Origin of the sequence: Paenibacillus harenae (genome assembly GCF_030812415.1) — a bacterium.
Classification (GTDB): Bacteria; Bacillota; Bacilli; order Paenibacillales; family Paenibacillaceae; genus Pristimantibacillus; species Pristimantibacillus harenae_A.
In genome coordinates, this window is the sequence record NZ_JAUSST010000006.1 from 199304 (window position 1) to 212595 (window position 13292).

9 protein-coding genes are annotated in these 13292 nt (G+C 53.7%); 6 read left to right on the forward strand and 3 right to left on the reverse strand.

What is annotated here, in order from left to right; all coding sequences use genetic code 11:
• The first annotated feature begins 56 nt into the window (after window positions 1-56).
• From J2T14_RS21830 to J2T14_RS21845, 4 genes are all read left to right on the forward strand, one after another.
• Window positions 57-1142 carry an ABC transporter substrate-binding protein gene (locus J2T14_RS21830; protein WP_307474148.1) on the forward strand — a complete coding sequence of 362 codons (1086 nt, stop codon included), beginning with the start codon at window positions 57-59 and terminating at the stop codon, window positions 1140-1142.
• A 339-nt stretch (window positions 1143-1481) separates the two neighbouring features.
• On the forward strand, window positions 1482-2852 hold the full coding sequence (locus J2T14_RS21835) for an allantoinase (protein WP_307474150.1): 1371 nt from the start codon (window positions 1482-1484) through the stop codon (window positions 2850-2852).
• Between the two features lie 32 nt (window positions 2853-2884).
• Entirely contained in the window at window positions 2885-4171 is a 1287-nt protein-coding gene (allC, locus tag J2T14_RS21840) for an allantoate deiminase (RefSeq protein ID WP_307474152.1), read from the forward strand.
• Window positions 4168-5388, forward strand: coding sequence for a pyridoxal-phosphate-dependent aminotransferase family protein (locus J2T14_RS21845; protein ID WP_307474154.1), 1221 nt, complete (start codon window positions 4168-4170; stop codon window positions 5386-5388). Before allC ends, J2T14_RS21845 begins: the two co-directional genes overlap by 4 nt.
• Window positions 5389-6044: 656 nt before the next feature.
• Here J2T14_RS21845 and J2T14_RS21850 read toward each other — a convergent pair.
• Complete coding sequence (locus tag J2T14_RS21850) at window positions 6045-6713, reverse strand: hypothetical protein (RefSeq protein ID WP_307474155.1); 669 nt, start codon at window positions 6711-6713, stop codon at window positions 6045-6047.
• Window positions 6714-6949: 236 nt separating this feature from the next.
• On the opposite strand from J2T14_RS21850, the gene J2T14_RS21855 reads away from it, so the two are divergent.
• Entirely contained in the window at window positions 6950-7819 is an 870-nt protein-coding gene (locus J2T14_RS21855; RefSeq protein ID WP_307474157.1) for a hypothetical protein, read from the forward strand.
• A gap of 277 nt (window positions 7820-8096) precedes the next feature.
• On the forward strand, window positions 8097-10112 hold the full coding sequence (locus tag J2T14_RS21860) for a copper amine oxidase (protein ID WP_307474159.1): 2016 nt from the start codon (window positions 8097-8099) through the stop codon (window positions 10110-10112).
• Between the two features lie 279 nt (window positions 10113-10391).
• Here J2T14_RS21860 and J2T14_RS21865 read toward each other — a convergent pair whose 3' ends face one another.
• Both J2T14_RS21865 and J2T14_RS21870 read right to left on the reverse strand, forming a co-directional pair.
• The gene (locus tag J2T14_RS21865; protein WP_307474161.1) at window positions 10392-12578 is read right to left on the reverse strand and encodes a sensor histidine kinase; all 2187 of its coding nucleotides are present in this window, start codon (window positions 12576-12578) and stop codon (window positions 10392-10394) included.
• On the reverse strand, window positions 12556-13269 hold the full coding sequence (locus tag J2T14_RS21870) for a response regulator transcription factor (protein ID WP_307474163.1): 714 nt from the start codon (window positions 13267-13269) through the stop codon (window positions 12556-12558). The genes J2T14_RS21865 and J2T14_RS21870 overlap by 23 nt, the downstream gene beginning before the upstream one ends.
• Window positions 13270-13292: the final 23 nt, after the last annotated feature.

The following is a 13292-nucleotide window of genomic DNA, read 5'->3' on the forward strand; positions in this document are numbered from 1 at the left end:
CAGTCATGGCAATTGAAGAAACGACAAGAAAACAAACAATAGTGGAGGGAATACCTATGAAAAAATCGGGAAAATGGTTTAAATCTGCAATCGTATTGACGTCGCTAACATTCGTGCTTGCTGCATGCGGCGGCAATAACAACTCACCGGAAGGGACTTCTACGAATTCGCCTGCCGATACGGAAGCTTCTGCAAAGCTGGAGACGGTTGATTTGACCCTGGTCGGCGTTCGTGACGCGCAAATTTCCTCGCAGCAAATTATTGCCGATAAGCTCGGCTATTTCAAAGAAGAGGGCTTGAACATAACGAGCCAACTGATCGAGAGCGGACCGGACATCGCGCCGATGGTTGCCGGAGGCAGCGCGCCTGTCAGCATTCAAACGAATTTTATGGATATCATCCTTAAATCGAAAGACGTTCCGGTCAAAATCATCTCCCCGCTGGCGCAAATAGCAGGCACGCAAGCGGTTGTCGGTTCGAGCAAGCTTGTACTGAATAGCGCGAAGGACCTTGAAGGCAAAACGATCGGAATTCCGAGCGGAGCCGACGTTATGATCGCGATCAATAACATGGCGGCAGAGCTTGGGGTGGATGCAAGCAAGATCAAATACGTGAACATTGCGCCGAGCGACGCGGTCGTTGCTTTGGAGAAGGGCGACATCGACGCGATGGCTGCTTGGGAGCCGTTCATTACGAAGGCGATTCAAGGCGGCGGCAAGTTTCTCTTCAGCGGAACGAAGAGCGAGCTGCCGGATAAACAAGGCGACGTGAACTGGATGAGCGTGCATACGACGATCCAAGTATCCGACGATTTCATTGAGGAAAATCCGAACACGTTGAAGGCCATACTGCGCAGCTTGAAGAAAGCGACGGATTACATCAACGACAACCGTGAGGAAGCCATTAAAGTATTGGCTCCCGAGCTGCACCTTAGCGAGGAAGAGCTGACGCAAATTATGAGCCGCAACGTATACTCGATGGAAGTTGGCGACTCCTACGTGAACGGAAGCAACGGTAAGGCTGTCGGCGAGTACCTGAAAGGCGTAGGCAATATCGAAACGATTCCGACGCCTGCATCTTACCACGACCTAAGCTTGCTGAAGGAAGTTGACTCCAGCCTGATCTCGGTAGAGCTGAAGTAACTCAGGCATTAATGGACTTACATGAATCGGGCCGCTGACTTCATAGTCCGCGGCCCGATTGTATTTGGAAAGCTGTATGCGAAGGTGTCTGGGTACATCGCCGACTGTTGGTGGTTGTGAGGTAACCTCATTATTTAGTGAGGAGGATCTCGCTATATTGGAAGGTTATCGGACTTCTGACGAACTAGACTCACTATTTTGCGGGAGCCGCCGGAGAGACGCGAAAAATAGTGAATGCAGCTTCACTATTTAATGAGGCTGCTTCATAAACTTCATTAAGTATGGATGCAAAAAGATAAAACAGGCGAACAATTTCATTGCGAGAGGCGGTCGAATCGTATGAACGATCAGGGAAAGCTGGATCTAATCATAAAAAACGGTACCGTCGTATTGAAGGATGAGGTGCGAGTTCTCGATATCGGCATCCTGGAGGGACGGATCGTGCAGCTTGGCGAGCAACTGGATGAGAATATCGCGGAGACAACCGTCGACGCAGCAGGGCTTACCGTCATGGCGGGAATGATTGACGTTCATGTGCACTTGAACGAACCGGGGCTCGGCGAATGGGAAGGTTTCGAGAGCGGCTCCGCCGCGCTTGCGGCCGGCGGTTGCACAACCTATGTGGATATGCCGCTGAACGGCATTCCGCCGACGGTTACGGTCTCTGCCATGCAGCAAAAGCTGGATGCTGCTCAAGGAAGGTCGCAAGTCGATTATGCGCTTTGGGGCGGACTGGTACCGGGCAAGCTGCATGAGCTTAAGCCGCTGCACGAAGCGGGCGTGGTTGGATTTAAAGCGTTTATGTCATCGCCTGGCGATCCGAGCGAGGATGCTTTCCGAGAGGTGGACGACTATACGTTGCTCGAAGGAATGAAGATCATAGCAAGCTTGAACAAAGTGCTTGCGCTGCATGCGGAGAGCGAGCCGATCGTATCGAAGCTTGGCCTGGCTATGCGGGCGGAAGGACGGTCGTCGCCTGCGGATTATGCGGCTTCCAGGCCGATTATTGCAGAGCTCGAAGCGATTAACCGTGCATTGTTCTATGCGGAGCAAACGGGCTGTGCGCTCCATTTCGTTCACATTAGCAGCGAGGCCGGCGTGAAAGCGATCGTGGGGGCGCGTGAACGCGGTCTGGATGTAACGGTAGAGACTTGCCCGCATTATTTGACCCTCACGGCGGCGGATTTGGATAGGAAGGGCGCGGTTGCCAAGTGCTCTCCGCCGCTGCGCGATGAAGCGGAGCGAGAGAAGCTGTGGCAGGAGATTGCGGCGGGGCATGTGGATATGATTTCCTCGGACCACTCGCCTTGTCCGGCTTCCATGAAGGAAGCGGATGATTTCTTCGACGCTTGGGGCGGCATAGCAGGAGCGCAAAGCTCGATGGAGCTTATTATAGGCGAGGGCCATGTGAAGCGCGGAATCCCGCTCACTCTGCTGAGCCGTCTGCTCTCTTCTGCGCCGGCGAAGCGTTTCGGGCTGCATAAGGGCAAAGGCGAAATCCGTGTCGGAGCTGATGCGGACATTGTTCTCATTGATCTAAACAAACCTTATACTTTAGAAACCAATCATTTGTATCACCGGCATAAGCACAGTCCTTATATAGGCGAAACCCTTCATTGCAAAATAGCGGCGACTTATCTAGGCGGGCAGCTTGTGTACGATGAGAAGCGGGGTTTGAGCGCGCGAAAGCCCGGCAGGTGGGTCCGATAGTTTTTTTTGTTAACAAGAGAGGGGGAGCAGCTATGGGGCTGAGTGTACTTTCTCATCCGCAGGATAAGGAGCGGCTGTTGACTTATTTCGAGACGCATATCATGCACATATTGAATTGGTTGGCTGCATTCAGCCCGGATGAAAACGGCGGCATAACGCGGCTGCTTTACACCGAAGGATGGCTGAATACTCAGCAGGCGTTAGCTGTCAAAATGGCAAGTCATGGTCTGGAAACCGAGTTTGACGAGGTCGGCAACTTATTTGGAAAATTACAAGGCGAGGATCGGCATGCGCCTTCTATAATAACAGGGTCCCATATTGATACGGTTGTTCAAGGCGGTAAATATGACGGAGCTTATGGCATTGCTGCAGGCTTGCTCGCGGTAAATTATTTGCAGCAGCAATTCGGCAAGCCGAAGCGGACGATTGAGGTTGTTTCGCTTTGCGAAGAGGAAGGCAGCCGTTTTCCGATCGCTTATTGGGGCTCGGGCAGCATTGCGGGGAAAAGAGACTTCGAGCAGATTGCTCGGTTGCGGGATATGGATGAGGTATCTTTCACGGATGCCATGCGGGAATGCGGATTCGGGGAAGGCTCCGGCCGAAGCAGCCGCCGCCAAGACATCGGCGCGTTCATCGAGGTTCATATCGAGCAGGGCGCGGTGCTGGAGACGGAGAAGGCGGCTATTGGCATTGTGGATGCGATAGCCGGCCAAAGACGAATGAAGTTCGAGGTTACTGGCGAACCGAACCATGCGGGCACGACGCCGATGCATATGCGCAGAGATGCGCTTGAAGGCGCCAGCGCTATGATCCAGGAGCTGCGCCGCGAAGCGATGAAGCAGGGTGCGCCGCTTGTGGCGACGGTGGGACAGCTTCATGTGCAGCCCAATGTACCGAATGTCGTGCCGGGCAAGGTGATGTTCACGGTGGATGCCAGGCATGGGGACGAGGAGGCGCTCGGCAGCTTCTGCGAATGGGTGATGAATACATTCAAGCGGCTCGCGGAGGAACGGGAACTTGGGTTTAGCGGCATGGAATGGTTTTGCGAGAAGCCGGTTCCGATGGATGCCGGTATGAAGCAGCATATGGATGAAATAACCGAGGAGCTCGGCATCGCTTCGATGCGGATGGTTAGCGGAGCGGGGCATGACGCCGTGATGTTCGAGCATATATGCAAGGCTGGAATGCTGTTCGTTCCGAGCCGCGGCGGCATTTCGCATTCGCCGCTGGAGTATACCGCGCCAAGCGAGCTCGCTGTCGGAGTGCTGATACTGGCGGAATTGTTGTACAGATTGGGGTATAAGGAGGAACGGATATGAAGGTTTACAAGGATTTGTCGCCATCGCCGCGTACGATTATGACGCCGGGACCGGTTGAGGTGGACCCGCGCGTGCTGCGGGCAATGTCGTTTCCTATATTGGGTCAATTCGACCCGGAGTTCACTTCTATTATGAATGAAACGATGGAGATGCTGCGCAAGCTGTTCGTTACCGAGAACGAATGGGCGTTTCCGGTGGACGGCACGTCGCGTTCCGGTATTGAAGCGGTGCTCGTTAGCTTGATCGAGCCGGGAGATAAGGTGCTTGTGCCGATCTACGGCCGATTTGGCCATCTGCTCACGGAGATCGCGCAGCGCTGCGGCGCCGAAGTGGTGACGATCGAGAAGGAGTGGGGCTTCGTCTTCGACAAGGAGGAGCTAGTCGCGGCGATTCGGACGCATCGGCCTAAGCTTGTGGCGATCGTTCACGGCGAGACGTCGACCGGACGGATGCAATCGCTTGAGGGCATCGGACAAGTGTGCCGAGACCTGGACGCTCTGCTTATCGTCGATGCGGTAGCCACGATAGGCGGCGTGGCGCTCGAGACGGATCGTCTGCTGCTTGACGCCGTTATTGGCGGCACGCAGAAATGTTTGTCCGTACCGGCGGGCATGTCGCCGATCACGTACAATAGCCGCGCGGCTGCGAAGATCGCGAAGCGCAAGAAGATCGAGCGCGGCCTGCTGACAGGCAGCGAAGAAGAATCGCTGCTGCGCCCCGTGCAGAGCAATTATTTCGACTTAAGCATGCTCCAGGATTATTGGAGCTCTGCTAGGCTGAACCATCACACGGAAGCGACTTCGATGCTGTACGCGTTGCGTGAAGGGTTGCGTCTTGTGCTGGAGGAGGGGCTGGAGCAGCGTTATGCGCGGCATAAGGCGCATGAGGCAGCCCTAGTCGCCGGTGTTCAGGCGATGGGTCTCCATCTGTACGGCGACCCAAGCTGCAAAATGCCGGTCGTCACTTGCGTCGAGATCCCGGAAGGCATAGACGGCGAGTCGGTCAGAAATCTGCTGCTGCAGGATTTCGGCATCGAGATTGCAAGCTCCTTCGGCGTGCTGAAGGGCAAAATTTGGCGCATCGGCACGATGGGCTACAGCTGCAGCAAACGCAACGTGCTGCTGACTCTCGGCGCGCTCGAAGCGGCGCTGCTGCACCACGGCCACGAGCTGGAAGCCGGCCTCGCCGTGCAGGCTGCATTGAACGCATACGCTTAAAGTGGATTGTAGTTTAATCGTCGGATGGGGCTGATATGTACGACACGTCGCGTCGTAGAAGCGTCGCATCGGACGGCTATATTGGATATTCGCAGTAACTATTGGTGGTATCGCTCCGACCTGAGAGCTATGTTGGATATTTGCAACATATCTCTTTGCTTTGTGCCCGAATGGCGGTCACGCTCTCGAAGTTACTGCGAAAGTCCAACATAGCTCCCCGAGCCCGCTAATTCAGCTCGAAGTTACTGCGAAAATCCAACATAGCTCATAATGTTGAACCTTACTCCGGTGCGGCGAGGTGTGTGGGTAAGTATAAGTCGCCAGTTAGTATGTCGTCGGTCCGGAGCGGATTCGGCGCGTAAGAGACGGCTATAATGGATGTTTGCAGTAACTATTGGCGGTTTAACGCGATGTCGGGGGCTATGTTGGATATTTGCAACATAGCCCTTTGTTTTGTGCCCAAAAGGCGGTCACGCTCTCGAAGTTACTGCGAAAGTCCAACATAGCTCCCCGCGCCCGCTAATTCAGCCCAAAGTTACTGCGAAAATCCAACATAGCTGAGGCCGGGGAAGGTGTGGCGGTCACTGAGACATACTAGCTCAGCTTGGATAACTATTATACGACGTCGGCGAATGCTGATGGGCTACAACGCTACCCTACCGCAACATGTGAAGTGCATTCCCGGCTAGTTCGTAATAACGGGCTGTCTTGCCTTGCGAAACATTGCGCAGCCAGCCTTTCTCGGCAAGAGTGAGTAGTAGCCTGCGCGCAGTGCGGAAATCAACGTTTAAGAGGTCGCAAACATCCTTGGGGCGGATCGGCCGCCCTAGTCGCCATGCGAATTGGAGCAGCTCCTTCTCCGTGACCGAGCCAAAGCTTTCATTACCCTTGCGCAGCATATAGGGTCCAATTACATGCTGAAGCAGCATGCGGCATAACTCCGGACGGCGCTCGATGTCGTCGAAGGAGAAGTGTATCATTTTCCAACCTAATCCTGTGAGAAAAGTGTCTCGATTCAACGAATAGTTGAACCTTTCCCTATCCATATCCTTCACATGGCTTTGGAATCCGTCGCACTCGATCCCGAATCTTCCGAATGGCGTAATGTAAGCCAGGTCGAGAAACTGCGATTTGCGATTCCAATCATAGATCTCGTACTCGGGGTGACAATGCTCGAAGCTTCCGAATAGCGGCCACCATACGTTCTGAAGCAGCAGTCGTTCGCCGAAGCTATGTCCTCTCAACAAACGTCCTTTGCGCTCGCCTTTCCTTCTCTCTAAATGTTCCTCGATAAGCGCCTTATGCGCCAGCTCGAACTGATCCATTCCACACGCCTCCCAGGCCAGAAAAATAAAAAAAGAACGCCCTCGCCAAAAATGGCAGCAGGACGTTCTACGTCTAGCTCTATTCTACCGCATCTTGAAGGTCTGGAAAAGGATGTATTGCAGCTTGGCTGAATTTTAACAAAGCTTTACTTGTTTTTTACTTTGCTAGGGCGTTACTTTTACTCTGTTTCTATACAATAGCTTCATAGCGCATCGATGAGGCAGGGGGTGGCAGATTGGTCAAGCACAAGTGGACGTTATTGTCGATGGGGTTCGTACTCGTTCTTGCGGCGATATTTCTGTTGCAAGGGACGAAAGATGCGGGAGCGACGGGCGATTTATCGGATCCGTTACTTGATCCGTACGCGTTGTCCTTGGCGCATCGCCACGCCGGGGCGGGTGCCGAGTCGGCCGCCGAGAAAGGAATCGCGATTCGGTTGAAGTGGCCGGAGGGCGATCCGCAAGCGGGAGTGCCGGCTATGCTCGCATTAACGATAACCGGTAGCGGCGATAAACCGATCGAAGCTTTCGATATCACGAATGAAAAGCTGCTGCACCTCATCATTGTGAGCGAAGACTTGCAGTATTTTCAGCATGTGCATCCCGAACATAAAGGCGGCGGAGTGTTCGAACTGCCGATCGCTTTCCCGGCTAGCGGCAAGTTTAAGTTATACGTCGACTTCGTTCCGACCGGTATGAACGAGCTTACGAGAACCGGGACGGTTCAGGTTGGCGGGGTGGAGCTTGGAAGGGCGGCCTTTGAGCCAAGCGATAAGCTTACAGCGAGCGTAGACGGCATGAAGGTGACGCTTGCATTCTCGGATGAGCTTGCTCCGCAAACGCAGATGAGCATGACGTACACGTTTACGGATGAGAAGACGGGCGAGCCGATAACGGATCTGGAGCTTTACCTGGGCGCGGTCGGCCATGTTGTCGCGATCGATCAGACGACGGAGCAGTTCATCCATATTCATCCGCTTAACTGGGCATCGTCAGGCCCGCAGGCTGTATTCGGAGCGGCCTTTCCCGGCGGCTTATACAAAGTTTGGGGACAGTTCCAGCGTAACGGCAAGACGTTCGTTGTTCCTTTTGTCATTAAAGTATAGCGCGTCGTTAAAGTTAGAGCCTCTATCCTCGTGAATGCGGGGGTAGAGGTTTTTTTGTATGTTCCAGTCGAGCCCATAGCGGCACAAGATTTTACCGAAAGGAGAGGAAGATCTTATGCAACCTTTACCTTGGCCTCCGTGAATTATTACCTTTGCATGTTAGGATAAATGACATAGATCAACGGAAACGAGGGATGCGATGGCGCGAGATAGGGGAGGGGCATGCAGGCTGGCAATCATAACCGCACGAGAATATCGTTCATAACGGAGGGAAACTATGAAAAAGAAAAAGATGATTGCATCGGTTATCGCTTTATCTGTCGCTTTTGCATCGGTCAGCTTTTTGCCGGGGTTGCTTGGCATCGATCGACTTAGCGCGGCGGAAATCAATAAGATGGTTTACCACCCGCTTAACCCGCTTACCCCGCAGGAAATCGAGAAAGCGGCGCAAATTATCCGCGATTCCCAGTACGGCAGCAAAGACATGTACTTCTCCGAAATTAAGCTCGAAGAGCCCGACAAAGCGAAGGTATGGGCTTGGGATGCGAATCCGATCACGAAGCTTCCAAGACAAGCGACGTTCACCCTTATCAAAGGCGATAAGCCTTATGAGGGCACGGTCGATCTGGATACCGATAAAATCACATACTGGAAGGAAGTCAAAACCGGATGGCCGCTTTACACGGAATGGGGACAATCGGAGGCTATCGTCGAAGCGGACGAAAAAGCGGTCGCCGCGCTCGCCAAACGCGGTATTACCGACCTGACGCAAGTATCGTTTGCCGATGGGCCGCTTGGCGATTATGGCCCTCAGCTGACGCCACCGGGCTCGCGTCTAGCTATCTCCGTACCTCGCCCGAAAATAGAGGGCATGGTGAATCGAATGGCTCACCCAATGGACGGACTTTCCTTCCTCGTTGACCTGAATGCGAAGAAAGTGCTTAAAATCTATGAAACGGGAGCGCCTCCCGTTCCGACGGATCTGAACGACTATTCGAAGGTTATCAAAACAAAGCGTACCGATGAAATCAAGCCGCTTATCATTACCCAGCCAGAAGGCGCAAGCTTCTCGGTTAAAGGCACGATGGTCGATTGGCAGAACTGGAAGTTCCACTTCCGTTTGGATCCGCGCGTAGGTCCGATCGTATCGACGGTTACGTACACGGAGAACGGCAACAAGCGCAAAGTGATGTACGAGGGCGGTCTTGGCGGCATGATGGTTCCGTACGGAGATCCGGATCCGGCTTGGCTCTACAAAATCTTCATGGACGCCGGCGAATACGGTGTGGGTTTGTCGGTTCGCACGCTCAATATGGGCTCGGATGTGCCGAAGAACGCGACGTTGTTTGATGCCGCGCTTAACGATAAAGAAGGGAAAGCCAATGTGATCAAGGGTGCGTTTGCTCTGTTCGAACGTTACGCCGATGCGGAATGGTCGCATAACGGCGACGCGAGAGAGCGTCGTGAGCTTGTGCTTCGCGCGATTGCGACGATCGGCAACTACGATTACATTTTGGACTGGGTATTCCTGCAAAACGGTTCGATCAAGCTGATGGCCGGCGCAACGGGTCTTGCTCAAGTGAAAGCGGTGGATACGAAAACGATGTCCGATCCAACGGCTACAAAGGATACGCGCAACGGCATGCTCGTCGATCCGAATATCGTAGCGCCGACGCATCAGCACATTTTCAGCTATCGTCTGGACATGGACGTGGACGGCGAAACGAACTCCGTTGGCGAAATTTTGCCTAAGGCGATTACGGTGGCCAATCCGGAATTTGCCCGCAGCGAAATGATTACGGTAGAGAAAACGTACAAAACCGAGCAAGAAGCGATTCAAAAATTCGATCCGGACAAAATCGTGTTGGTCTCGAGCGAATCGAAAAAGAACAGCCTTGGAAATACGACAGGCTATCAAGTCATTCCGTTCGCGGGCGGCACGCATCCGTTCATGGAAGAGCCGCTCTTCACGAAAACGGACTATGTATTGAAACGCGCGGAATTCATCAATAATCATATTTTTGTAACGCCTTACAAGAAAGATGAGCTGTACTCGGAAGGCAAATACACGACGCATAACACGGACACCGGTCTTGGCCTCTGGACGCAGCAAAACCGCGATATCGAGAGCGTAGACTCGGTCGTATGGCTGACCACGGGTACGACGCATGTCATGCGCGCGGAAGAATTCCCGATCATGCCTACGGAGTGGGTAACGGCGATGATCAAGCCTTGGAACTTCTTCAACGAAACGCCGACGCTTGACCTGCCGGTCGTAGATCCGAAGCAATAAGCATCTGCTAAAGAACAGTCCGTTCACTCGCGAGAAGGCGAGTGAACGGACTGTTTGCTTTGTTCGGGCTGCATGCGAGGGTGGGGGGCTGTAAGTGCATATGAGCTCTTACGGCTAAGGAGTAACTGGTTACTGCGGTCTGTAAGATCATATATGATCTTACAGTGCTAGGCTGGACGGGTGAGCGACGGCGGGGGAGGTTGTAAGAGCGTATGAGCTCTAACGGCTAAGGAGTGACTTGTTACTTTGATCTGTAAGATCATCTGGGAACTTATAGCGTTAAGTTGAATGGGTGGTGGAGGTGAGGGCCGGCACTGCTGGTTGCTGCAGCGGAAGCGATAGCGAGAAGATGCAGCCGCTGCCATGCGCTTCGTTCGTCATGACGGTAAGCTCGCCACCGTGGATGTCTGCGATTTCCTTGGCGATCGATAGCCCCAGGCCGCTGCCGGGAATGCTGCTGTTCCGCGACTTGTCGACGCGGTAGAAGGAGTTGAAGATGAAAGGCAGCGCGTCCTCCGGAATGCCTGCTCCGGCGTCGATGACGCGAAAGATAACGGCTTCGCCCGTATGCTCCAGCGCGAAAACGATCGGGCAGTCCGCGTCGGAATACTTCAGCGCATTGTCGATCAGGTTATCGATGACTCTGCCGATAAGATGCTTATCGCCGTTGACTATTAACGGCATAGACGGCTGCGGCCGGGCAACAGAGAATGGCCGCTTCGCCAGCCGCGTGTAGACATCCCATTTCGTTGCTGCCGTATCGAAGAATTCAACGGCGTCTAAGCGATTGAACTCGGCGCTCAGCTGCCGCGTCTCCAATAAACTCAGTTCGTTCAGATTCCGAACGAACTGGTTGATCGTTTGAATATCCTCATAGATTCGCTTGAGGTAGATGCCTGTATCGGCCGGCGGAATCGTGCCGTCGGTGATTGCGTCGATATAGCCGCGAATAAGCGTGATCGGCGTCTTCAAGTCATGCGAGATATTCATGAGCAGCTCCTTGCGCCAATGCTCGATTCGCATAAGCTCGTTAACCCGCATCTCCAGCTCGGTGTTGATCTCTCTTAGTTCCTCCGTCCGCTGCTCGACCTTATGCTCAAGCTGGACATTATGCTCGTTCTGCTGCTCCATGAGCTCTCGGATTTTGGAAGACATCCGATTGAACGAACGCAGCAGCTGGTTGAATTCAAGCGTCCTTGTATCGTTTAAAGCGGTAGAGAATTGGCCCTCGCCCATCTCGGCGAAAGCGCCCGTAAGCAGATTGACCGGTCGCGATACTTTCGAGCGCAAGTAGAAGGCAAGCGTGACGCATAAGCAGAAAGCGACGATACCGAGCAGAGAGAGCTGCAGGACCAGCTCATCGCGTGTCTGTGCGGAGAGCTTCTCCGTAGCGTTATGAATCGGCTCCAGCAGCTTATGCTCGGGAATGATATAGCCGAGAATCCAGTTCGTTGTCGGTATCGAGCGGCTGAATACAAGCTTCTGCTCGCCGTTAATCTTAAGGCTGCGATAGCTGTCCACTGTTTCGTTGCTGAACAGCGTCGCAAGCTGCAGCCCCTGTATTTCCTCCATGCCGTGCTGCTGGGCGGCGATTAGTTCATGATCCCGATCCAGCAGGAGCGCGTAGCCGTTCTCGTCGCCGAATCTCGTATCGAGCACGTTGTCTACGAAACGTTCGATCGTGACATCCGCGGCAACTACGCCGCGCAATACACGGTTCTCGTCGTAAACAGGCGTCGTGGCGGTAAACATCCAGCCTCGCGGCGTGATGTCGAAGTAAGGCTTTGTCCAGGCGACACGGTTAATGTTTGGGCGCACGTTAAGCGCATCCGAATAGAACCGATAGGAAGTCAGGGCGTATATCGGTATGTTAGGGTCTCGCTTCGCCGTACCGGTGTACTCGGGGTAGAAGAACGAGCCGTCGTGCGGATGGATATAGTAGATGGACACGATATTGGGCTTGCGCGAAGTTTCGGACTTGAATAGCGGGAATAAAGCTTTCGCCTTGGCAAGATCGAGAGCTTGTTCGGGCGACGGATAGTTATCCGGGTTGTTCGAGCGAACCGATATGACGCCTTCTCCGCTGGAATTTTTCTCTGTGAATCGCTGTTTGACCGTATCGTACGCGAATTCGATCGGAACTTCGCTGTCGGCGTTATGCTTCACCGAGAAGATAGACTCGGCAAGCGACTTCGAGAGCAATACGGCATCCTCTACGAGCCGCAGCTCGGTGTCGATGGCACGGACTTGCCCGTCGATATTGGCTTCGTACATGCTTATGTAGTTTTTTTCGGTCAAGGCCGTATTCATCGAATTGAAGTGATTCAACTGCGACGTTACGGTCTTGCCCGCAAATATGGTTAGCAGCAGAAGAGGGACGAGAGAGACGGTCAACATGGCCGCAAGCATCTGAAAGGCGAAGGTGCGCGGCCGAAGGACGGGTTTATATTTCTTTAATGGGCTCATCGAATTTGTACCCGATTCCGCGAATGGTGACGATGCGCTCCGGCGCTGCGGGATTGCGCTCGATCTTTTTGCGAAGATGGCCGATATGAACCTGCAGCGTCTTCGTGTCGAGGCTGTTCTCATAGCCCCAAATATGGCTTAACAAACGTTCGGTCGGAAGGACCTGTCTCGCATTTTGCATCAGATAGGCGAGGAGTTGGAACTCCTTGGCGGACAGCTCGACCTTAACGCCGTCTACATACACTTCATGGGCATCGATACGGAGCTGTACATGCTCGGAGGAGATGGAATTTGTGACGGCGGGGGAGGATCTGCCCCGAACGATTCGGTTCCTTCGGAGCTGGGCCTTAATGCGGGCCACCAGCTCGATAGGGCTGAACGGCTTGCTCACATAGTCGTCGGCGCCGACGCTTAGTCCGACTACCTTGTCGATTTCGGTATCTTTGCAGGTGAGGAAGACGATAGGCACATCGGTTTTCTGTCTTAGCCGCGCGCATAGCTCATAGCCCTCCATATCGGGGAGCAGTACGTCAAGAACGATCAGCGAAGGCTGCTCGGTCTCGGCAAGCTCGATAGCCTGCCGTCCGCTTGTCGCGCTTAAGTGGCGGAATCCGTCCTTCGTTAAGTACATGCCAACGAGCTCGCCGATTCTTACTTCGTCATCGACGGTTAATATGAGTTCTCTCGTCATTTCCGTTCACCTCTTTTAAGATA